Raw genomic sequence first — 21,726 nt, forward strand, 5'->3', positions numbered from 1 at the left:
TCAAGACCGGGCCGGGGGTCCGAAGTCAGAGGGACAGGTCGCGGAGGGTTTGGTGGAGCTGGTCGATGAGGGGTCGGCGGCGGGCCAGCAGGTCCGCCGCGGCCGGATCCGGGGCGACCCGGGATTCGACGGCGACGAGCTCCGCGGCGTGGGCCAGGGAGTCGATCTCGCCCAGAGCTCGCCAGGCCAGCAGGACCGCGCCCAGACCCGAGCCCCCGCTGCCCTCGGCGAGGTCGAGGTTCATGTTCAGGGCTGAGGCGATGGTCTCGGCCCAGATGCGGCTGCGGAAACCCCCGCCGGTGGCGCGCACCGCGCGGACCTCGGCGCCGGATTCGGTGACCGCGTCGCGGACCAGGGCGAGCTGCTGGGCGACGCCCTCGATCACGGCGCGGGTCATCTCGGCGCGGCCGTGCGAGCGGCGCAGACCGAGGAAGGCCCCGGTCAGGCCCGGTTCCCACCAGGGCGCGCGCTCGCCGAGCAGGTACGGCAGGGCCATCAGCCCGTCGGCCCCGGCCGGGACCTGGGCGGCCTCGTCGAGCAGGTCGGCGACGTCCACGCCGAACGCCTCCGCGGCCCACTGGCCGGCGACGCCGCCGTTGCTCACCGCCCCGCCGATCACCCACAGGCCGTCGGCGATCGCGTAGCTGAAGGTGCGGCAGCGGTCGTCCACGCCCGGCTTGTCCCGGGTCACCCGCAGCGCGCCGCTGGTGCCCAGCGACAGCGCCGCCACGCCGGGGGCCACCGCGCCCACACCGAGGTTGGCCAGTGGCCCGTCACCGCCGCCGAGCACGACCGGCAACCCGGCCGGGAGTCCGACGGCCTCGGCCACCTGCGGCGCGAGCGGGACCGAGGCGGTCGGCTCGCGGAGTTCGGGCAGCTGCTCGGCGCGGATGCCCGCGACCTCCAGCGCGGGCTCGTGCCAGGTCAGCGAGTGCATGTCCTGCAGGCCGCTGCCGGAGCTCAGCGAGTGTTCGGTGACGAACTCGCCGGTGAAGGCGGTGACCACGAAATCCTTGAGCGCGCACCAGCGTTCGACCTCGCCGATGGCGGCTCCGCCCGAGGTCAGCCAGGCCAGCTTCACCATGACCGACTGCGTGTGCACGGGCGTTCCGGTCGCCCGGTGCAGCGCCGAGGACGTCTCCGGCTCAGCGCGCAGCCGCGCGGCGACGTCGGCGGCCCGCGTGTCGGCCCAGTTGAACGCGCGCGTGGCGGGTTCACCTCGGGAATCCAGCCCGACCAGGGTGTGCATCGCGCTGCTGAACGACAGCCCGGCGACCTCGTGACCCTGCTCCCGGGCCCACGCCACGCAGTCGGTCAGCGCCTCGATCGCGGCCCGCAGCACCTCCGCGGCGTCCTGGGTGGCCTCACCCGACTCGTCGGTGCGCAGCGGATAGCCGCGCTCGGTGGTGTGCAGCACCCGCGCATCGGTGCCTGCGGCGACGACCTTGGTGGCAGTGGTGCCGAGATCGACACCCAGAACGACCGGGACAGAGCTCATGCCACGAACCTATCCGCCCGGATGGCACCCGCTCGGCCCAGGCGGCGTGCCCAGGATCACTCCCGCTTCGGCACGATCCGCGTGCCCAGCGCATCGAGATCGATCCGCAGGTCGAACGGCTCCCCGGTCATGAACACACCGGTGCCGTTGAAGTCCTCCTCGTAGACGCCGTCCACCAGGCGATGCGCAGCGAGCCTCGGCTGGTCCGTGATGTCGAGAACCCAGTAGAAGGGAATCCCCGCCTCGGCGTACTCGGATCGTTTGACCAGGTTGTCCACGCGCCGCGAACCGGGAGACAGCACCTCGACGGCGAGCGCGACGTCCTGCGCGTGGAACCGCGTCGGCCGTTCCAGGATCCGATCCAATCCCAGCACGATCACGTCAGGAACCCGGACCGTGGGCGGGTAAGTGCGGGTGATCACGACCTCCGGCTCGCTGATCACCGCCCAGCCTTCCGGCAGGATCCTGTCCGAGCGCAGCGGAGAGCCGAGTGAGGACGAACTGGTGGAAACCAGCGGCTTTCGGGGTCCCTTGGAGGACGCCTTCCTGGAGCTCGTAGCGCCGCGAGTTGTCCTCGGGGAGTTCGTCGAACTCCCCGAGGTCATCAGGTGGTCGGGCCAGGTCATCACGGACATGCCTCCACCAATAGCCGCGCCGATCACGCGCTCCAAGCTCCAAGCTCCACGAAGGACAAACGCACGTTCGAGTGGTTCTTGAATCCACCGCAATGGAAGCAATAAGGGCGCCCACCCCCTGTGGCCAGGAGGAAGGCGCCCTTGTCGTGCCGGTGATCAGGTCACTTGGCGAGGGTTTCGGCGATCTCGTAGGTGTTGAGGGCCGCACCCTTGCGGAGGTTGTCGCCGCAGACGAAGAAGTCCAGCGTGTTCGGGAAGTCCAGCGCCTGGCGGACGCGGCCGACGTGGGTCGGGTCGCCGCCGACGACGGCCGCCGGGGTCGGGAACACGCCGTTGTCGTGGTCGTCGTCCAGCACGATCGTCGGCTGGTCGGAGAAGAGCTTGTGCGCCTGCTCCACCGACACCTCGCGCTCGAAGGTGGCGTGCACCGCCAGCGAGTGCGTGGTCAGCACCGGGACGCGGACGCAGGTCGCGGAGACCTTGAGCTCCGGGATCCCCAGGATCTTGCGGGACTCGTTGCGGACCTTGAGCTCCTCGGAGGTCCAGCCGTCGTCCTTGCGGGAACCCGCCCACGGGACCACGTTGAGCGCCAGCGGCGCCTTGAACGGGGTCTCGGCGGACAGACCGGCCGCGGCCAGGGCGTCGGCGACGTCACCGGCGCGGACGCCGAGTTGCTTGCCCGCCACCGCCTCCAGCTCCGCGTAGAGGCGGTCGATGCCGTCCTGACCAGCACCGGAAGCGGCCTGGTAGGAGGAGACGACCAGTTCGCGCAGACCGAACTCGCGGTGCAGCGCGCCCAGCGCCGCCATCATCGACAGCGTCGTGCAGTTCGGGTTGGCGATGATGCCCTTGGGGCGCTCGTGCACCTTCTCCGGGTTGACCTCGGGCACCACCAGCGGCACCTCGGGGTCCATCCGGAAGGCGCCCGAGTTGTCGACCGCGACGGCGCCGCGCGAGGCGGCCACCGGGGCCCACTCGGCGGAGATCTCGTCCGGCACGTCGAACAGCGCGATGTCCACGCCGTCGAACGCCTCGGGGGCCAGCGCGACCACGGTGTTGTCCTCGCCGCGCACGGTGATCTTCTTGCCCGCCGAGCGCTGCGACGCGATCAGCCGGATCTCGCCCCACGGCACCGAGTCGCGGTTGTTGATGATGTCGATCATGACCGTGCCGACGGCACCGGTGGCGCCGACGATGGCCAAGGTGGGACCCACCTGTGCGGAACTCATCAGCGACCACTCCCCGCGTACACGACCGCTTCCTCGTCGCCACCGAGCTCGAAGGCCGCGTGCAGGGCCTGCACGGCGGTGTCGAGCTGGGTGTCCTGGATCAGCACCGAGATGCGGATCTCCGAGGTGTTGATGATGTCGATGTTGACGCCCGCGTTGGACAGCGCCTCGCAGAACGTGGCCGTCACGCCCGGGTGCGAGCGCATGCCCGCGCCGACCAGCGAGACCTTGCCGACCTGGTCGTCGTAGACGACCTCCTCGAAGCCGACCTCACCGGAGATCTTCTCCAGCTCCGCCACCGCGACCGCACCGTTGCTGCGGGCCACCGTGAAGGTGATGTCGGTCTTGGCGGACGCGATGCCGGAGACGTTCTGCAGCACCATGTCGATGTCGATCTCGGCGTCGGCGACCACGCGGAAGATGCGGCCCGCGACGCCCGGGTTGTCCGGCACACCGCGCACGGTGACCTTGGCCTCCGACCGGTCGTGCGAGACGCCGGTGATCATCGCCTGTTCCACGGAAAGGTCCTCCACTGAACCGGACACTGTCGTGCCGGGCTTGGGCGAGTAAGACGAGCGGACGTGCAGCGGCACGCCGTAGCGGCGGGCGTACTCCACCGCGCGCAGGTGCAGCACCTTCGCGCCGGTCGCCGCCATCTCCAGCATCTCCTCGTAGGTGATGTGGTCGAGGTGCTTCGCGTCGGGCACGATGCGCGGATCGGCCGTGTAGACGCCGTCCACGTCGGTGTAGATCTCGCACACGTCGGCGTTCATGGCGGCCGCCACCGCGACCGCGGTGGTGTCCGAGCCGCCACGACCGAGCGTGGTGATGTCCTTGGTGTCCTGCGAAACGCCCTGGAACCCGGCGACGAGCGCGACCTGTCCCTCGGCCAGCGCCTCCTGGACGCGGCCCGGCGTGACGTCGACGATCCGCGCGTTCTGGTGCGCCGAGGTGGTGATCATGCCGGCCTGCGAGCCGGTGAACGACTGGGCTTCCACGCCGAGCGACTCGACGGCCATCGCGACCAGCGCGTTGGAGATCCGCTCCCCCGCGGTCAGCAGCATGTCGAGTTCCCGCTCCGGCGGTGCCGGGTTGACCTGTTTGGCGAGGTCGAGCAGCTCGTCAGTGGTGTCACCCATCGCGGAGCAGACGACCACGACGTCGTTGCCCGCTTTGCGGGTCTCGACGATGCGTTCGGCGACCCGTTTGATGCGATCAGCACTCTCGAGTGAGGAACCGCCGTACTTCTGGACGACGAGCGCCACGTGAAACAAACCTCCTCGACCGCTGCGGCCGTCCCGGGCACGGGTTGTCCCCGTGCTGACACCGGGTGGACGAAGAGCAGTGGGACATCCCCGGTGGGATGCGCCCTCCGCCCCGCGACCGGCGGGAGACAGCGTCGGTCGATCACGACCGAAACGGCCTTCTACCAGGTCGCTCCGCTGCCGGACTAGCCTACCGACCACCGGGGGTGAACCCCAATCACGAACGTCACGTCTACCCTGTTGGACGCGATTGTCGACAAGAGCGGAGCGTAGGGTTGTCCACCACGCAGGGCGCGCTGGAACCACCCCTGGGGGATACCGGAAACACTGCGGCTACGCAGCGGAAACAGCAGGCGTCGCGAGTGAGCGGCGGCACGCGACCGGGCACACCGCAGCAGCGCCGGATGATCATCGCGCTGACCCCGGCTGTGGTCTACCTCGCAATTCGGCTGGTGGGACTGCTCTTACTAGCTTGGCTCTCCGCAGTCAACGACGAATCCCTGCTGGACAACCTCAACGCCTGGGACGGGCAGTGGTACACCGAGATCGCCGCCCACGGCTACGGCGGCGTGAACGGGAGCATGGTCGACGGCTTCGGGAACCGGTACCCCGAAACCCCGCTGGCGTTCTTCCCCGGTTACCCGCTGCTGATCATGGCGATCGCGCTGGTCCCGGGCGTGAGCACGATCGGCGCTGCGATCACCGCGAGCCTGGTCTGCGGCGTCGTCGCCGCCTACGGCCTGGCGCGGCTGGGCGAACGGCTCGGCGGCACCCGCCGGGTCGGGCTGCTGCTGGTGGTGCTGTTCGCCGCCGCGCCCATGTCGGTGGTGCTGTCGATGGCCTACTCGGAGGCGCTGTTCTGCGCGCTGTCGATCTGGGCGCTGATCGGCGTGATCGAGCGCAACTGGCCGCTGGCCGGGCTGTGCTGCGCGGCGGCCGGCCTGATCCGGCCGACCGCCGCCGCCCTGGTCGGGGTGATCGGGCTGGCCGCGGTGATCGCGATCGTCCAGCGTCGGGACTCCTGGCGGCCGTGGCTGGCCGTGCTGCTCGCACCGCTGGGCATGATCGCCTACATCGGCTGGGTGGGGTTGCAGACCGGCAAGATCAACGGCTACTTCGAGCTGCAGGCCCGCGGCTGGTCGTCGGCGTTCGACGGAGGGGCGAAGACCGCGCAGTTCGTGGTCGAGGCGCTGACCGAGGACAAGTCGGTCTTCGAGACCTTCACGGTCTGGGTGGTGCTGGCGGCGATCGTGCTGCTGGCGCTGTGCGTCTGGCACCGGCTGCCGTGGCCGCTGGTCCTGTTCGCCGCCGCCGTGCTGGTGCTGGACCTGGGCTCGGACGGCCTGATGTACTCGAAGGTGCGGTTGATGTTGCCCGCGTTCCCGCTGCTCATCCCGGTCGCGATCGGACTGAGCAAGAGGACTCCGGCCACAGCCGTCACCACAGCGGTGCTGCTGGTGCTCTTCGGCTCCTGGCTCGGCGCCTATTCGCTGACCGCCTGGGACTACGCCATCTGACCCGTCTCGCCCAGCGGTAAGGGTGGTGGAACCTCAGCGGCCAAGCTGCAAGGCTGGTCCTCGCGGTTCAAGGAACTAACTCTGCTGCCGGGAGGTTTCGGTGACCGAACTGGACAAGACCGCGGACACCTCGGTTCCGTTGCACCCGCTGCTGGCGAAGCGCTGGAGCCCGCGCGCGCTGAACCCGGCGGCGACGATCGACGACGAGCAGTTCACGGCGCTGTTCGAGGCCGCCCGGTGGGCTCCGTCCTGGGGCAACACGCAGCCCGCGCGGTTCATCGCCGCGCGCCGCGGTGAGTCGACGTTCGACCGCATCCACGGCACCCTCTCGCGCGGCAACAAGGGCTGGGCCGGCGACGCGGCCGCGCTGGCGATCGGCGTCGCGCAGTCGGTCAACTCCGACGGCGAACCGATGCCCTACGGCGAGTACGGACTCGCGCTGGCCGCTCAGAACCTGGTCCTGCAGGCCGTGGCGGAGGGCTGGCACGCGCACCAGATGGCCGGTTTCGACCGCGACGCGGCCCGCGTGGAGTTCGCGGTCCCGGACGACTTCGAGCCCGTGGTGGCGATCGCGATCGGCGACCTCGGCAATCTGGACGACATGCCGGAACGCCTCGTGGAGAAGGAGCTCCGCCCCCGAGTCCGCAAGCCGCTCACCGACCTCGTCTTCACCGAATCGTGGGGCACTCCCCTCTTCTGACCTGCGGTTTTCGAGGTGGGATTCGAATTTCGCGCGAAGTTCGAGCCCGGAAGATTCGACTCCAATTTCGCGCGAAATTCGAATTCCTCACCCGGCCGGGTGGCGCGAGAGGGCTAGGAGACCGCCGATCCCGGGGATGAGGGACAACCAGCGGGCTCGGGTGGGGATCGCGGCGAGGGCCGCTGCGATGGTGATCAGGTAGGCCGTGCCGTGCACGGGGCCGAGCAGCGAGCTGAGCTCCGGCACGTGGACCGTGACGAGGTTGCCCAGCAGGAGCACGAGGGTCAGGGCTTCCACAGCCGCGGCGATCTTGAGGGCGCGCATGCCTCAGGCTCCCGTCGACGAGCCGGGGCGGACGATCATGAGCACGACCACGGCCGCCCACAGCAGGTTGAAGACGCCGGTGGTCATGGTCAGCCGCTTGGCGGCGGCAGCGACCGGTTCGGTGAGCATCGCGGCCTGCGCGGGCAGGATCACCAGCGCCAGCAGGGCCGCCGCGATCACCGTCAGGACGATCGAGATCAGCAGCCACGGGTCTCCCAGGACGCCCATCTGCAGACCGGTGGCCAGGCCGAACACCGGGACGGCGATGCCGGCCAGCGCGTAGCCGCGGCAGATCCGGTGCAGCAGCCGGGGAACGCCGGAGTCCGGTTCGGTGCGGGCGTGGCGCGGGAACAGCGAGGCGGCGACGGCGATCGGACCGATCAGCACGATCGCCGCCAGGACGTGCACGGACAGCAGCAGCGCGGTCATCTCAGGACCTCCGTGGGTCATCGCGCACCAATAGGTTGGCAGACAATATATACCCTGGCTACTTTCACCCGATATGATGAGACGCATGAAGGCGGACGCGGTTCGAGGGCACCTGGACGGACTGCTGCTCGCCGTGCTCGAAGCCGGACCGCTGCACGGCTACGCGATCATCACCGCGGTCATGAACCGCAGCGGCGGTGCGCTCGAACTGCGCACCGGGACCATCTACCCCGCCCTCAAGCGCCTCGAACGACTCGGCCTGCTGACCAGCAGCTGGGAATCGATCGGCGAACGGCGTCGGCGTTGCTACCGGCTCACCGACGAAGGCAGGCGCAGCCTGGCCGGGGAGCGCGCCGAGTGGCGGCAGTTCACCGCCGCGATCGGCGCCGTGCTCAATCCCGGGAGCAACGCGTGAACGCGATCGAGAGCTACGCCGACGAGCTCGCCGCCGAACTGCGCGGGCCCGCGCGCGCCAAGGCGCGCATGGTGCAGGAGATCCGCGACGGCCTGTCCGACACCGCGGCCGCGCGCGTCGAAGCCGGACTGCCTTCCGAGGAGGCCGTGCGGGACGCGATGCGCGAGTTCGGCACACCCGCCGAGGTCGCGCCCAGCTGCCAGCGGGAGCTCACCGTCGCCCAGACCCGGCACACCGCGTTCGCGCTGCTGGCGACCGTGCCGGTGCTGCTCGGCTGCTGGCACCTGGCGTGGACGATCGGCCGCGATCAGGGCATCCCGCCGTCGCAGACCGCGCAACTGCTGGCCACCATCGCCGGCACCGCCGCGGTCGTCGGCTGCGCCGCTCTGCTGATCACCCGGCGACTCTCGGTGCCGGACCGGCTGCCGCTGATCATGGCATGGACCGGCACCGCGGCCAGCATCGCGATGCCGCTGACCACGATCGCCCTGGCCACCGCACTACCGCTGGCCGACAACTGGCCGCTGCTGCTGATCATCGCCGCGGGGACCGTGGCCGCGCACTCGGCGCTGGCGAACTCGGCGAAGACGTGCCGGGAGTGCGCGGAGCAAGCGCGCTGAGCAGGTGGCGAATTCCCGGAACCGGCGGGAGTTCAACGGGAACATCCCCCACTGCGACCGACCGGAGCTGAACGGACCAGAACAATGGTCCGGTCGCATTATGTCCACTTCCATTTTCGGCAATTGATCACCACTTTGGTTACATGTGGTTCTGTAATGCGGTATGACTTCACTCGTGTGGACGAGTATCAGAACGACTGCGGAAGCGCTTGATGACGCCGACGTGATCGCTGGACTGCGCCTGCGCTACGACCTCGTCCCCGGAGTCATCCGCCTCGACGGCCACAGCGGTGGTCCGATGCCCCGCACCTCGCCCGCGCGGCTGCGCCGGTTCGTCCAGCACCGCTGGGAACCGCGCAGCGGCCGCACCTCCGGCGAGCCGGAGTGGCGGCGCGAGGCGCGGCTCGCGGCGGACGCCCTGGCCCCGCTGGTCGGCTCGGCCGCCGGCGAGCTCACCGTCGCCGAATCGACCTCGATCAACCTGTTCAAGGCCCTGGTCGCGGCTGCCGAGCTCCGCCCCGGACGGCCGGTGCTCGCCGTCGGACGCGACTGCTTCGGCATCGACCGCTGCCTCGCCCAGTCCGCCGCCGACCACATCGGCGGCCGGTTGCAGCTGATCGACGGCGTCGACGAGCTCGCCTCGCTGCCGCTGGATCAGATCGCGGTGGTCGCGCTGTCGCACGTGGACCTGCGCACCGGCGCCGTGCGCGACGCCGGCTCGATCACCGCCCGGATCCACGGTGGCGGAGCGCTGACGCTGTGGGACCTCAGCCACTCGGCCGGAGCGCTGGACGTCGACCTGCACGGGTGGGACGCGGACTTCGCGATCGGATGCGGGCACAAGTTCCTGGGTGGCAGCACGACCGCGCCGTCCTTCGGCTTCGTGGCCGAACGGCACATGGCGTCCTCCCCGACCGGCGTCCTGCGGCACCCGCTCGCCGACGGCTTCGCCGGGCCGGCCGCGACTCTCGCGGCGGCCGAACTGCGGGACGTGCTGGCCAACCTCGACGGCGTCCCGGTCGGAGCGCTCGCGGCGAAGACGTCGGGCCTGGTGGAGCTGTTCCTGGAGCGCATCGGCGAGTTCTGCCCGGAGGCCGCGATCGAGGTGCGCACCGCCGGTTCCCCGCGCGGCGCCCAGGTCTGCCTGCGGCACGAGCAGGCGCAGCGCATCACCGATCTGCTGTCGGACCGCAGCGTGCTGGTGGAGTTCGCCGAGCCCGACCTGATCCGGTTCAACTTCGCCCCGGCCTGGCTCTCGCACGTCGACGTCTGGCAAGCCGCGGAACGCCTGCACGCCACCCTCCACGAGATCGCCTGACCCGGTATCCCGGTCACCTCGTGGCGAGGTGCTGGTAGATCGCGTCGATCTCGGCGTGCAGGGAGTCCGGGCGGACCTCGGGGTCGACGCGCAGGCGGCGGTTGACCGTGCGCATCGCGGAGACCAGGCGCTGCGCCTGCTGCAGGTCGGTGTCGTCGGCCCGGACGGCCTGCTCGGTGGCCGCGTCGACGACCCGCTCCAGCACGGCGATGGTCGGCCACCACGCCTCGGCCTCGGCGTGGCGGTCCGGGCTCATCAGCAGCTGCTGCAGTCGTGAGCGCAGGTCGGCGAGTTGCCGGTAGGTGCGGCGGCGCAGCGCGGGACGACCGTGCTCGGCGCCCGACAGCGAGCGGGACAGGTAGTCGGCCACCGACTCGACCGCGTCGGCGACACCGTCCCGCAACGACGGTCCGCCCCGCACGCCGCGCAGCAGGAACCCGACCACCAGCACGATCGCGCAGCCGACGAAGGTGTCCACCAGCCTGGCAGCGGGGTAGAACTGCGCCTGCTGGCTCATCTGCAGCAGCACCAGCGCCGTCACCACCGCGCTGAACAACCCGTAGTGCCTGCTCAGCGCGACCGGCAGCTTCCCGGCCAGGGCGACGATGAACGGCACCAGCCACCAACCGGCCGGTAGCAGCGCCAGCAGCGCCCACGCCACCAGCACGCCGAGGATCGTGCCGAGCGCGCGCAGCACGGTCCGGGCGAACACCGATCCGGAGTTGGGACGCAGCACGAGCGCGACCGTCAGCGCGATCCAGTAGCCCTGCTCCAGGCCCGCGATCAGCGCGAACCCCTCGGCCAGCGCCAGGCACAGCAGCATCCGCAGCACCTGCCACCAGGTCGTGGCACCGATGCTCAGCCGCTTCCGCTGCCTGCCCGGGGCCGGGGAGCGCTTGGCGTCGCGGAACGCGTCGACGAGCTCGGCGATCCCCTCGTCCAGCGCCCTGACCAGTGCTGATTCGGTCGACCCCGGCTGGAATGGGGGCGGGATCTCCCCGGTGCGGACGCAGCGGGCCAGTCCGGCCAGCGCCTCGCGGGTGCGCAGCGGCGGGGTGATCCCGGCGTGCGCGACCGACACCGCGGCCTCCACCACCGGGGTTGCGCGCAGGTAGATCAGGTGCAGCCGGTCGCGGACCCGGCTGCGCGACATCGACGCGCCACCGATGAGCACGTCGTGCGCGGTGTCGAGCGCCTTGGTCAGCCGCTGCCGGGCGGTGGCCGTCTCGCCCGGCCCGAACATCCGCAGGATCGCGGTGAAGACCTCCGCGACCGCGTCCCTGGCCGGGGCCGTTCCGCGCAGCGGCCAGGTCGCCGCCGCCAGCGCCAGGACCAGCAGTTCACCGGCCAGGAACCAGGCGACCTGGTCGTGCAGCGGGAGCACCTGGGAGCGCTGCCCGGTCGCCACCACGCAGAAGGTCAGCATGTGCGCGCCGCCGGAGGACCACAGCTCCCCCAGCCTGCTGGCGAGCACCGACGGCACCGACACCGCCAGCACGGCCCCCATCGCCCACAGCGGATCGGGGGCGAGCGCGCCCGCGGCGAAACCGATCGCGCCGAGCACCACGGCGATCGCCAGCCGCCGCAGCCGGAACCGGTAGGAGCCGGTGACGTCGGAGAAGCTCGCGCACAACGCACCGACCGAGGCCAGCACGGCTTCGTCGATGCGTCCGGTGAGCAGGCCGACCACCTGCGGGGCCCCGACTCCGACGGCCGCCGCGACGACGCGGGTCCAGTCCGTCGGGATGGCGATCGGGCGCAGCATCCGCCGCAGCCAGGGAGGTGCTTCGAGTCTCGGGAGCGCGCCGCTGGTCAACCGCAATCCCTTCGGGTCGGCGGGGCCTGCGCTCCACGCCGAGCGACCGGGGGTCACCCCGATCCTGCCAAGCCGAGCCGCCGCGACGGTCGCCGCGAAGACGGGATCACACGACGGTGTGCGTCACACCGCGCCGGCGCGGATCAGCGCAGGGCGGCGAGGATCCGCCTGGCGATGGAGGTGATGACCAGCCAGAAGAGGGCCGCGATGCCGTAGTTGAGCAGGACCGCCAGCTGCGGGTCGGCCGGGGTGAACAGGTCCTGGAACCCGAGGGCGAGCGGATCGGCGACGGAGGCCACGAACTGGGTGATGCCGTTGTCCGGATTCGCGTTGCCGATGGTGAGGATCACATGGATCGCCAGCAGCGAGGCGCACACCAGCCCGGCCCAGCGCACCACCAGGATCAGCACGTCGACGAATCGGCCCCACCCGCGTCGCAGGTCAGCGCGTCGCACACCGCTCTCGTGGGCGCCGGTACGAACTTCCTCGGTCACGATCACAGTGTGGCACGAGAACCGGCGAAATCGGCAAGCTTCTTCGCCCGCGACCGGCCACCGGGTCCCACGATCTGGAAAGGCCGCTTGCGTTGCAGGCCCTTGTTGCGGTTAGCCTTGCTCCGTGGCTCGCGTTCTCCTGCTTCGCCGCCGCGACGGGGTCTCCTAGACCGGCCCCTCGTCGCGGGGTACGAACGCGCCGGTCTCCCATGCAGTCCGAGAACCGGTAGCGACCAGGAGAACGCCTCTCATGAGCAGCAACACCCCCGACGCGCAGGCCCCGTTCACCGGCCGAGTGCGCAAGCCGTCCAAGCCCGCGCCCGCCGGCCAGCCCTCGTGGAACCCGCAGCGGGGCAGCTCGATGCCCTTCCACCGGTACAAGCCGTTCCACGAGCTCGTCGAGGACGTCTCGCTGCCCGACCGCACCTGGCCGGACAAGCGGATCACCCAGGCCCCGCTGTGGTGCGCCGTCGACCTGCGCGACGGCAACCAGGCGCTGATCGACCCGATGTCGCCCGCCCGCAAGCGCCGCATGTTCGAGCTGCTCGTGCAGATGGGCTACAAGGAGATCGAGGTCGGGTTCCCGGCGGCCAGCCAGACCGACTTCGACTTCGTCCGCGAGATCATCGAGGACGGCGCCATCCCCGAAGACGTGCGCATCCAGGTGCTGACCCAGTGCCGACCGGAGCTGATCGAGCGCACCTTCCAGGCCCTGGAGGGCGCGCCGAAGGCCATCGTGCACATCTACAACTCGACGTCGATCCTGCAGCGCCGCGTGGTGTTCCGCGAGGAGCGCGAAGGCATCAAGAAGATCGCCAAGATGGGTGCCGAACTGGCGCTGGAGCTGGCGGGCAAGTACCCGGACACCGACTTCCGGTTCCAGTACTCGCCGGAGTCCTACACCGGCACCGAGCTGTCCTACGCCGTCGAGGTGTGCGACGCGGTCACCGAGATCTTGCAGCCCACCCCGGAGCGGCCGGTCATCCTGAACCTGCCCGCCACCGTCGAGATGGCCACCCCGAACGTCTACGCGGACTCCATCGAGTGGATGCACCGCAACCTGGCCCGCCGCGACTCGGTGATCCTGTCGCTGCACCCGCACAACGACCGCGGCACCGGCATCGCCGCCGCGGAGCTGGGCTACCAGGCCGGCGCCGACCGCATCGAGGGATGCCTGTTCGGCAACGGTGAGCGCACCGGCAACGTCGACCTGGTCGCGCTGGGCATGAACCTGTTCAGCCAGGGCATCGACCCGCAGATCGACTTCTCCGACATCGACTACGTCAAGCGCACCGTCGAGCACTGCAACCAGCTGCCGGTCGCCGAGCGGCACCCGTGGGGCGGCGAGCTCGTCTACACCGCGTTCTCCGGCAGCCACCAGGACGCCATCAACAAGGGCCTGGACGCGCTGGGCGCCGAGGCCGAGAAGGCGGGCAGGTCCGTCGACGAGCACCCGTGGGAGGTCCCGTACCTGCCCATCGACCCCAAGGACGTGGGCCGCAGCTACGAGGCCGTCATCCGGGTCAACTCGCAGTCCGGCAAGGGCGGCGTGGCCTACGTGATGAAGACCGAGCACCAGCTGGAGCTGCCGCGCAAGCTGCAGATCGAGTTCTCCAAGGCCGTGCAGGCCCACACCGACGGCGAGGGCGGCGAGGTCAGCCCGGCCGACATGTGGACGGCGTTCTCCGCCGAGTACCTGGAGGCCAACGCTCCGCTGAAGCTGGTCCGGCAGAGCTCGTCGGGTGAGTCCGGCGACGAGACGATCACCGCGTCGGTGGTGGTGGACGGCGAGCAGCGCGAGATCACCGGTCGCGGCAACGGGCCGGTATCGGCGTTCGTCGACGCCTTGAGCACGGTGGGCTACGACATCCGCGTCCTGGACTACCACCAGCACGCGCTCACCTCGGGCGACGACGCGCGTGCGGCGGCCTACCTGGAGTGCGCCGTCGGCGACGACGTCTTCTGGGGCGTCGGAGTGGACACCTCCACCATCACGGCCATGCTCCGCGCAGTCGTCTCGGCCGCCAACCGGGCCTCTCGCTGACCGACCCAGCCGTCCCCGGCTCGGCAACCCGGAATACCGCCGCAATCCGGGACCCGAACACTGCGGTATTCCGGGTCCTGATCACGGCGTTATTCCGGTCATCAGCCGGATTACCGCCGTGATCGGGGGACCGAGTACCGGGGTGTACCGGGTAGCTCCGTCCCCGGGTCGGGTGGTGATCCCGGGAGGGGTGGGCGCTCGGCCGGTGGCCTGGTCAGGTGGATTGGGCCGGGTGGGGTTCTTCCTCTGCTTCGGCTCGTTCCACTCGCTTCTGGATGATGCGGGTGCTCCACCAGGCGAAGGCGACGGCGATGACGAGGCCGATCCACGAGAAGCGGTGGAACCACTGGCCCGCGACCAGGCCGAACCCGTAGGACATTGCGGTCACCAGGCCCGCCCACGCGATGCCGCCGGTCGCGTTGGCCAGCAGGAACTTGCGGTACGGCATGCCGAGGCTGCCCGCGAGCGGCCCGGCGAGGATGCGCAGCAGCGCCACGAACCGGCCGCCGAACACCGTCCAGGCACCCCAGCGCTCGAAGAGCTTCTCCGCCTGGGCCAGCGGCTTGGGACCGAAGTGCTTCGGCAGCTTGGTGCCCAGCCAGGTCAGCAGCTTGCGGCCGAAGCGCTTGCCGATGGCGTATCCGATCGAGTCGCCGACGATCGCCCCGATCGAGGCGAAGGTGGCGAGCAGGATCGGGTTGATGACCCCGTGCGAGGCCGCGACACCGGCGCTGACCAGCAAGATCTCACCGGGCAGTGGGATTCCCACGCTCTCCAGCCCGATGATCCCCGCGACCACCAGGTAGATCACCCCGGCTGGGATCGTGTTCAGCCACTCGATCATGGAAATCCGTTCTGGTCGGGGGCAAGCGCAGTTCGGCTCCTGCAAGGGTACGGACTGCCGCTCGACCGCCACCGGGCACCGGGTTGCGGAAAATCGCCGGTCACGGGCACGACTCCGGCAACAGCGCAGAGCGGACCGGACCCGGGGGCCCATTAGCCCGCACGGCCCAACGGCCGAGGCCGACCCTCACGCTAAATCGGGGAACGGACTCGACCAAAGTCGGTATTGCCCGCCGCCGCGAACGGGCATCATGGAGTCACGTCGCAGGGATGCAGACGGCCCCCTGGGGGAGAACTAGTTGAGGAGAAGCGGCGCAGACGGGGGAAACGTCGGGGCACGGCCGCTTCTCCTCTTCTATCTCCTCCAGCAGGCCATCACTCGAACGGTCTATGAAACTTGATGTTCGAGAGTTCGCACGGTTCAGTGATGTGGCTATGTGGCCGACCGAAGATCCGACGGAGCAGCTGCGGTGGCGCATCGAGTGCGCCACGTCGAACGGCTGCGGGAACGTGACCGTGCTGGTCATGGGTGACCGCGTCGGAATCGTGCTCCCGCCCGGGGACACCCTGATCTTCACCGCTGAGGAAGCCGACAGCCTGGCCTACCTGGTGGAGAAGGCGACCGGCTACGCATCGGTGCCGACTTGAGCCTGATCGACACCGACCTGAGCTTCGATCCCCGCGATCCGCGCTTCCCCGTGCCGGGCGGGCCGCTGAGCTGGTCGGTGCAGGTGTTCACCACGACCAACGGCTACGGCCTGCGGCCCGCCGAACCGCTCGTCGACTCCGGTCGCGTGCACCTGCGCACCGGCTACGCCGCGCTCGGGCAGCAGCGACACGTCGACGCCGGTGTCGTCGAGGTCGACGTCGCGCTCCGGGACGGCGTGCTGACCTGGTCGATCACCGCGGAGCACACCGAGCCGATCAAGGCCGTCAAGCTGCTGCTGCGCGGTCTGCCGGAACGGCAGCTGAGCGCCGGCTGGTGGGCGCCGAACACCGGCCGCTCGCACAGCCACCACGAGCGCTTCCAGCTGGAGTACCCGAGCCCGGACTGGGCGACGCCGTGGGTCGCCGTCGGCGCGGAGTCCGACTGCTCGCTGCTCAGCGTCCGGGACCCGTCGGTGCGCAGGCACGTGCTGCACGTCAACACACCCGCCCACTCCCCCGAGCCGATCGTGGAGCTGCTGCACGTGCCTGCCGCGTCGGCGCGCGCGACGACGTGCCGGGTCCCGGAGATCCGGCTGCGCCAGGACGCCTCGTCGCCGGACCAGGACCTGGACGAGCACCTGCGGTTCGTCGAGGACGCGCACGGCCTGCGGCCGTGGGAGTCGCGGCCGGACGTGCCGGACTGGCTGCGCGACACAGCGCTGGTCGTGACGCTGCACGGACAGCACTGGACCGGCTACGTGTTCAACACGTTTCCGCAGATGGGCGAGGCCCTTCGCTTCATAGCGCAGCACATCGACCCGCATCGCGCGCTCGCCTACCTGCCCGGTTGGGAAGGCCGCTACTACTACGCCTACCCGCGCTACCGGCCCGGGGCGGATCTCGGCGGCGACGAGGGGTTCGCCGAGCTCGTCCGCACCGCGCACGAGCTGGGGTTCCGGTTGATGCCGATGTTCGGCGGGCACGGCGCCAACGTCACGCAGTACCCGGACTGGGAGCGGGCGGTGATGCGCAACGACTCCGACCGCTACGTGGAGCTGCTCAACCGGCCCGACTGGGACTCCGACCGCTCTGGCGAGGGCGATCAGGTCTTCCTCAACCCCGCCGAGCCCGGGTTCCGCGCGCACCTGGTGGAGTCGATCTCCGCGCTGGTCGAGGAGTTCGGCGTGGACGCGGCGTTCCTGGACACCGTGGGCTACTACTTCAACGACCCCCGCCACGACGTGTTCGGCGGGTACCGGCTGCTGGTCGAGGAGCTGCACCGGCGGCATCCCGGGCTGGTGCTGGCCGCCGAGGGCTGGTGGGACGCGCTCAGCGCGCTGTTCCCGTTGAGCCAGCAGTGGTTCGGCACCGACCGCGACCTGCGCGAACCCCGGGTCCTGTCGCGCTACGCCCGCACCACCGGACACCTCGCCGAGGGCACCCCGGGGCCGGGGAGCACGGGTGTGCACGAGAAGGGCTACATCCCGAGGCCGCCGGACGTGATGCGCGAAGGCCACCTGCCCGTCGTGGGCGTCGTGGACGACACGCTCGCCGAGCACGGCGACGAACTCGCCGCGATCTGCCGCTGGGCGGCCGCCAACTCACCCCGGTGAGTTGGCCTCCGTCCGCGCGCGGGCTTCGGCGGTGAGCGCGTCGAGAGCGACCTGCACCGCCGGGCGTTCGGTGGCGCCCTTGCGGGAGACGACCTCGATGTTGCGGCCCGCGCGGACCCCGGCGAGCGGGCGCATCACGAGCTGCGAGCTGTTCACCGTGTACCTGGGCAGCAGCGCGATGCCGTGACCTGCGGCGACGAGCGCTTCGGTGACCCGGAAGTCGTTGATGCGCTGGACGACGGTCGGGCGCACACCGGTGCGCACCGCCAGCGAGCGCAGCACGTCGTCGACCGGGAAGCCGATGTCGACGCTGAGCCAGGGTTCGCCGACCAGTTCGGTGAGCTCGACGCGTTCGCGGCCGGCCAGCGGGTGCCCGAGCGGCATCGCCACGTCCAGCGGCTCGCGCAGCAGCGGCGTGACCGCGACCCGCTCGCCGTCGTGCGGCGGGGCCTGGTCGTCCCGGTGCGTGACGACCAGGTCGAAGTCGGCCGTGAGGCGGGGGACCTCCGACGGCACCATGTCGACGTCGCGAGCCTCCAGCCGGACTTCCGGGTGCTCGGCGATGCGCCGCAGCACGCCCGGGAGCAGCAGGAACGCACCGGAGGGGAACATCGCGACGCGCACCACGCCGCGCGGTGACGAGCGGTGGGCGTCGAGCTCGGCCTCGGCGCGGTCCAGCGCGGCCAGCACCTCGTCGGCGCGGGTGGCCAGCGCCCAGCCGGCGTCGGTGAGGCGCAGGCCGCGTCCGGCCGGTTCGGTCAGTCGCACCCCGACCTCGGCCTGCAGGGCCCGGATCTGCTGCGACACCGAAGAAGGCGTGTAGGACAGCGCATTGGCGACCGCGGTGACCGTGCCGCGATCGGCCAGCTCGCGCAGGAGTCTCAACCTGCGAACGTCCATAGAGGAATGCTACACAGTACTTGAAAATAGTATTGCTTGTTCTTCACAGACGGCCCCAGCAGGCTGAGCGGTATGACCACGAGAGATCGCCTGCTGGCTGTGGTCGTCGCAGTGTTCTGGGGCGGCAACTTCATCGCGTTGGACCAGGGTCTGGGGCACTTCCCGCCGTTCTTCTTCGCCGGGCTGCGCTTCGCCGTGCTGCTGCCGATCCTGTTCTTCGTGCCGTTCCCGCAGGTGAAGTGGCGCTGGCTGATCGGCTACGGCCTGTTCTTCGGGACCTTGCAGTTCGCGTTCCTGTTCGTCGCGATGAAGATCGGCATGCCGACCGGGCTGGCCTCGCTGGTGCAGCAGGGCTCGGCGCCGTTCACCGTGCTGCTGGGCGCGTTGCTGCTGCGCGAGAAGCTCACGCCGGTGCAGGTGCTGGGCATCACCACGGCGGTGCTGGGCATGATCGCCATCGGTTGGCACCGCGCGCAGACCGCGACGCTGCTGCCGATGCTGATCACGCTGTGCGGCGCGTTCTCCTGGGCGCTGGGCAACCTGTGCAGCCGCAAGGCCGAAGCGCCGAACCCGCTGCACCTCTCGCTGTGGATCGCGATCGTCCCGCCGCTGCCGATGTTCGCGGCGTCCGCGCTGCTCGAGGGGCCGACGACCGGCTGGCACGCGGTCACGACGGTGCTGGACTCCCCGACCGGAACGGCCGCGCTCGCCGGTCTCGCCTACACGTCGCTGCTGGCCACCGTGGTCGGCTCCGGCCTGTGGACGACGCTGCTCGGCAGGTACCCGGCGAGCACGGTGGCTCCGTTCTCGCTGCTGGTGCCGGTGGTCGGGTTCAGCACGGCCTGGCTGATCCTCGGCGAGCAGCCGCACCCGTTCGAGCTGGCCGCCGGGGCGGTGGTCGTCGGCGGGGTGCTGCTGGGCAGCATGCGGATCGCCCGCCGCCGACCGGCGCTGGAGCCGACACCGGTGTGACGGTCGGGTGGGCCCGATCTGAAATTCCCCACCTCGCTCTAAGCGGTCGGGCCCTTCTCGAAACCTGGATTCTTGACGTGCACGCCGTTGCCCACCGGGCAGTCGTAGAGCACCAGCGCCTGGTTGGTCTCGGCGACGAGCCGGGTGGCGACGGTTCGGTCCAGAATCGCCCGGTGCTCGCAGGCCGAGCACCGGAGCGCGCTGCTGTACCTCACGCGCGACCTCCCTTCCCCAGCCGGAGATCCTATGTGGACGTCGACCGCGACGGAACGGGCTCGCGGGAAACAGCCAGGATCATGCCGTCGGGACGACCGCCTCCGGTGTCACCGAGCGGGGCTGGAGCTCGCCGTCGCGGATCTCCTCGGCGAAGTGACAGGCGACCCGGTGACCCGTTCCGATCTCCCGCAGGACCGGGCGTTCGGTGTCGCAGCGCTCCTCCTGCCGCCACGGGCAGCGGGTGTGGAACCGGCAGCCCGACGGCGGGTTCGCCGGTGAGGGCAGGTCGCCGGTGAGCAGGATCTGCTCGCGACCGTCCTCGACCTGCGGGTCCGGCACCGGAACCGCCGACAGCAGCGCCCTGGAGTAGGGGTGCAGCGGCTGTTCGTAGAGATCGTCCGATGTGGACTCCTCGACGATGCCGCCCAGGTACATCACGCCCACCCGGTCGGCGATGTGCCGCACCACAGCGAGGTCGTGCGCGATCACCAGGTAGGTCAGGCCGAACTCCTCCTGCAGGTCCTCCAGCAGGTTGAGCACCTGCGCCTGCACCGAGACGTCCAAGGCCGAAACGGGTTCGTCGGCAACCACGAGCTCCGGGCCGACCGACAGCGCGCGGGCGATGCCGACGCGCTGGCGCTGCCCACCGGAGAACTCGTGCGGGTACTTGCGCAGCGCGGTCGGCGGCAGCCCGACGGCGTCGAGCAGTTCCCGCAGCCGCTCGTCGGTGGACGCCTTGTCCTCGGCCAGACCGTGCGCCCGCATGCCCTCCACCAGCAGCGATTCCACCGACTGGCGCGGGTCGAGCGAAGACAGCGGGTCCTGGAAGACCATCTGCATCCGCTGCCGCATCGTGCGCAGCTTCTCGCCCCTCATGCCGGACAGGTCGGTGCCGTCGAAGACGACCTCACCGCCGGTCGGCTTCTCCAACCGCAGCACCGCGCGGCCCAGGGTCGACTTGCCGCAACCGGATTCCCCGACGAGACCGTAGGTCTCACCGCGCTTGATGCTCAGCGACACCCCGTCCACGGCGTAGACGTGACCGACGGTCCGGTCCAGCACCACGCCCTTCTTGATCGGGAAGTGCACCTTCACGTCGTTCAGTTCGACGAGCACGTCCTCGCTCACACCCTGAGCGCCGGGGGCAGGATTTTCGCTCATGACGCCACTCCGCTCTGCGGGCCACCCGCACCCGGTCGGCTCACACGAGCGCCGGGGACAAGATTTTCGCTCATGACGCCTCCATGCTGCTCGTGATCGGATCGCGAACCGGGTTGTGGCAGCGCAGCAACCGCGCTGCCGCGTCGACGCTGACCTCGGGGGTCTCGCGCTCGCACACCTCGGTGGCGTTCGGGCAGCGCGGGCAGAACGCGCACCCGGTGTCCCACGGGATGTTGTCGGCCACCGATCCCGTGATCGGCGACAGGCGTTGCCCTCGGGGCGAATCCAGTCGCGGGATCGAGGCCAGGAGGCCGGCGGTGTAGGGGTGCTTGGGCCGGGCGAACAGTTCGTGCCGCGCCGCTCGTTCCACCACGCGACCGGCGTAGAGCACGTTCACCTCGTCGCACAGCCCGGCCACCACGCCGAGATCGTGGGTGATCATGATCAGCGCGGTGTCGGTCTCGGCGACGAGTTCCGAGAGCAGCTTGAGGATCTGCGCCTGGATCGTCACGTCCAGCGCCGTCGTCGGCTCGTCGGCGATGAGCAGCCGAGGCTTGCAGGCCAGCGCCATCGCGATCAGGGCCCGCTGCCGCATCCCGCCGGAGAGCTGGTGCGGGTACTCCTTGAGCCGCCGGTTCGGGTCCGGGATGCCCACCTTGCGCAGCAGTTCCTCGGCCTCGGGCATCGCCTGCTTGCGGGGCAGACCGCGGTGCCGCTCGATGACCTCGGAGACCTGCAACCCGATGGGCACCACCGGGTTCAGCGAGGTCAGCGGGTCCTGGAACACCATGCTCAGGTCCTTGCCGCGCCGAACGTCGAGCTCCTTCTTCGGCAGCGTCAGCAGATCGGTGCCGTCGAAGGAAACCGAGCCCGACACCTCCGCTCCGCGCGGCGGCAGCAAACCCATGATCGCCAGCGAGGTCACCGACTTGCCGCAGCCGGACTCGCCGACCAGGCCGACGGTCTTGCCCGGTTCGACGTCGAAGGAGATCCCGTCCACCGCGGTCACCGGCGGCTCGCCCTTGCGGGCGAAGACCACGGAGAGGTCGCGAACTTCCAGCAGTGCCAT

Annotated in this window: 22 protein-coding genes; 9 read left to right on the forward strand and 13 right to left on the reverse strand. The window is 70.3% G+C overall.

Annotated elements, in window-relative coordinates:
• Nucleotides 1-25: 25 nt before the first annotated feature.
• From AB0J91_RS22005 to AB0J91_RS22020, 4 genes are all read right to left on the reverse strand, one after another.
• Nucleotides 26-1,498 (reverse strand): gluconokinase, encoded by a 1,473-nt coding sequence (locus AB0J91_RS22005; protein WP_363871863.1) that lies wholly within the window; start codon nucleotides 1,496-1,498, stop codon nucleotides 26-28.
• A gap of 56 nt (nucleotides 1,499-1,554) precedes the next feature.
• Nucleotides 1,555-1,941: a Uma2 family endonuclease gene (locus tag AB0J91_RS22010; RefSeq protein WP_363871866.1), complete on the reverse strand. Its 387-nt coding sequence runs from the start codon at nucleotides 1,939-1,941 to the stop codon at nucleotides 1,555-1,557.
• Between the two features lie 353 nt (nucleotides 1,942-2,294).
• Nucleotides 2,295-3,362 (reverse strand): aspartate-semialdehyde dehydrogenase, encoded by a 1,068-nt coding sequence (locus AB0J91_RS22015; protein ID WP_363795225.1) that lies wholly within the window; start codon nucleotides 3,360-3,362, stop codon nucleotides 2,295-2,297.
• A complete protein-coding gene (locus AB0J91_RS22020; protein ID WP_363795223.1) occupies nucleotides 3,362-4,627 on the reverse strand; it encodes an aspartate kinase in 1,266 nt (421 codons plus the stop codon). Before AB0J91_RS22020 ends, AB0J91_RS22015 begins: the two co-directional genes overlap by 1 nt.
• A gap of 362 nt (nucleotides 4,628-4,989) precedes the next feature.
• Here AB0J91_RS22020 and AB0J91_RS22025 point away from each other — a divergent pair, with 362 nt between their 5' ends.
• Together AB0J91_RS22025 and AB0J91_RS22030 are read left to right on the forward strand one after the other, a co-directional pair.
• A complete protein-coding gene (locus AB0J91_RS22025) occupies nucleotides 4,990-6,144 on the forward strand; it encodes a hypothetical protein (protein ID WP_363871869.1) in 1,155 nt (384 codons plus the stop codon).
• Between the two features lie 109 nt (nucleotides 6,145-6,253).
• The gene (locus AB0J91_RS22030) at nucleotides 6,254-6,844 is read left to right on the forward strand and encodes a nitroreductase family protein (RefSeq protein ID WP_363795303.1); all 591 of its coding nucleotides are present in this window, start codon (nucleotides 6,254-6,256) and stop codon (nucleotides 6,842-6,844) included.
• 87 nt (nucleotides 6,845-6,931) lie between these two features.
• On the opposite strand, the gene AB0J91_RS22035 is transcribed toward AB0J91_RS22030, so the two are convergent.
• Both AB0J91_RS22035 and AB0J91_RS22040 read right to left on the reverse strand, forming a co-directional pair.
• Nucleotides 6,932-7,168 carry a DUF3817 domain-containing protein gene (locus AB0J91_RS22035; protein WP_363871871.1) on the reverse strand — a complete coding sequence of 79 codons (237 nt, stop codon included), beginning with the start codon at nucleotides 7,166-7,168 and terminating at the stop codon, nucleotides 6,932-6,934.
• A 3-nt stretch (nucleotides 7,169-7,171) separates the two neighbouring features.
• Nucleotides 7,172-7,597 (reverse strand): DUF2269 family protein, encoded by a 426-nt coding sequence (locus AB0J91_RS22040; protein WP_363871873.1) that lies wholly within the window; start codon nucleotides 7,595-7,597, stop codon nucleotides 7,172-7,174.
• 85 nt (nucleotides 7,598-7,682) lie between these two features.
• Here AB0J91_RS22040 and AB0J91_RS22045 point away from each other — a divergent pair, with 85 nt between their 5' ends.
• The 3 genes from AB0J91_RS22045 (at nucleotide 7,683) to AB0J91_RS22055 (ending at nucleotide 9,950) form a co-directional block, all read left to right on the forward strand.
• Entirely contained in the window at nucleotides 7,683-8,012 is a 330-nt protein-coding gene (locus tag AB0J91_RS22045) for a helix-turn-helix transcriptional regulator (RefSeq protein ID WP_363871875.1), read from the forward strand.
• A complete protein-coding gene (locus AB0J91_RS22050; RefSeq protein WP_363871876.1) occupies nucleotides 8,009-8,632 on the forward strand; it encodes a permease prefix domain 1-containing protein in 624 nt (207 codons plus the stop codon). The genes AB0J91_RS22045 and AB0J91_RS22050 overlap by 4 nt, the downstream gene beginning before the upstream one ends.
• A gap of 223 nt (nucleotides 8,633-8,855) precedes the next feature.
• On the forward strand, nucleotides 8,856-9,950 hold the full coding sequence (locus AB0J91_RS22055; RefSeq protein ID WP_363871878.1) for an aminotransferase class V-fold PLP-dependent enzyme: 1,095 nt from the start codon (nucleotides 8,856-8,858) through the stop codon (nucleotides 9,948-9,950).
• Between the two features lie 13 nt (nucleotides 9,951-9,963).
• On the opposite strand, the gene AB0J91_RS22060 is transcribed toward AB0J91_RS22055, so the two are convergent.
• Both AB0J91_RS22060 and AB0J91_RS22065 read right to left on the reverse strand, forming a co-directional pair.
• Nucleotides 9,964-11,823 (reverse strand): FUSC family protein, encoded by a 1,860-nt coding sequence (locus tag AB0J91_RS22060; protein WP_363871880.1) that lies wholly within the window; start codon nucleotides 11,821-11,823, stop codon nucleotides 9,964-9,966.
• Between the two features lie 86 nt (nucleotides 11,824-11,909).
• Entirely contained in the window at nucleotides 11,910-12,260 is a 351-nt protein-coding gene (locus AB0J91_RS22065) for a hypothetical protein (RefSeq protein ID WP_363795207.1), read from the reverse strand.
• 250 nt (nucleotides 12,261-12,510) lie between these two features.
• Between AB0J91_RS22065 and leuA the strand changes: the two genes are divergently transcribed.
• Nucleotides 12,511-14,304 (forward strand): 2-isopropylmalate synthase, encoded by a 1,794-nt coding sequence (leuA, locus tag AB0J91_RS22070; RefSeq protein ID WP_363871882.1) that lies wholly within the window; start codon nucleotides 12,511-12,513, stop codon nucleotides 14,302-14,304.
• A gap of 214 nt (nucleotides 14,305-14,518) precedes the next feature.
• Here the strand turns inward: leuA and AB0J91_RS22075 are convergent, their stop codons facing one another.
• Nucleotides 14,519-15,148, reverse strand: coding sequence for a DedA family protein (locus tag AB0J91_RS22075; protein ID WP_363871884.1), 630 nt, complete (start codon nucleotides 15,146-15,148; stop codon nucleotides 14,519-14,521).
• 434 nt (nucleotides 15,149-15,582) lie between these two features.
• Here AB0J91_RS22075 and AB0J91_RS22080 point away from each other — a divergent pair, with 434 nt between their 5' ends.
• Both AB0J91_RS22080 and AB0J91_RS22085 read left to right on the forward strand, forming a co-directional pair.
• Entirely contained in the window at nucleotides 15,583-15,795 is a 213-nt protein-coding gene (locus AB0J91_RS22080; RefSeq protein WP_363795301.1) for a hypothetical protein, read from the forward strand.
• On the forward strand, nucleotides 15,792-17,408 hold the full coding sequence (locus AB0J91_RS22085; RefSeq protein WP_363871885.1) for a hypothetical protein: 1,617 nt from the start codon (nucleotides 15,792-15,794) through the stop codon (nucleotides 17,406-17,408). Before AB0J91_RS22080 ends, AB0J91_RS22085 begins: the two co-directional genes overlap by 4 nt.
• On the opposite strand, the gene AB0J91_RS22090 is transcribed toward AB0J91_RS22085, so the two are convergent.
• On the reverse strand, nucleotides 17,397-18,308 hold the full coding sequence (locus AB0J91_RS22090; protein WP_363795199.1) for a LysR substrate-binding domain-containing protein: 912 nt from the start codon (nucleotides 18,306-18,308) through the stop codon (nucleotides 17,397-17,399). The two genes, AB0J91_RS22085 and AB0J91_RS22090, sit on opposite strands and share 12 nt — an antisense overlap.
• Nucleotides 18,309-18,380: 72 nt before the next feature.
• Here AB0J91_RS22090 and AB0J91_RS22095 point away from each other — a divergent pair, with 72 nt between their 5' ends.
• On the forward strand, nucleotides 18,381-19,280 hold the full coding sequence (locus AB0J91_RS22095; protein ID WP_363871887.1) for an EamA family transporter: 900 nt from the start codon (nucleotides 18,381-18,383) through the stop codon (nucleotides 19,278-19,280).
• Between the two features lie 38 nt (nucleotides 19,281-19,318).
• On the opposite strand, the gene AB0J91_RS22100 is transcribed toward AB0J91_RS22095, so the two are convergent.
• The 3 genes from AB0J91_RS22100 to AB0J91_RS22110 form a co-directional block, all read right to left on the reverse strand.
• On the reverse strand, nucleotides 19,319-19,495 hold the full coding sequence (locus AB0J91_RS22100) for a hypothetical protein (protein ID WP_363795195.1): 177 nt from the start codon (nucleotides 19,493-19,495) through the stop codon (nucleotides 19,319-19,321).
• Between the two features lie 79 nt (nucleotides 19,496-19,574).
• Entirely contained in the window at nucleotides 19,575-20,657 is a 1,083-nt protein-coding gene (locus AB0J91_RS22105; RefSeq protein WP_363871889.1) for an ABC transporter ATP-binding protein, read from the reverse strand.
• Between the two features lie 70 nt (nucleotides 20,658-20,727).
• On the reverse strand, nucleotides 20,728-21,726 hold the full coding sequence (locus tag AB0J91_RS22110) for an ABC transporter ATP-binding protein (protein ID WP_363871891.1): 999 nt from the start codon (nucleotides 21,724-21,726) through the stop codon (nucleotides 20,728-20,730).

The sequence above is a fragment of the Saccharopolyspora sp. NPDC049357 genome, from assembly GCF_040677225.1.
Classification (GTDB): domain Bacteria; phylum Actinomycetota; class Actinomycetes; order Mycobacteriales; family Pseudonocardiaceae; genus Saccharopolyspora.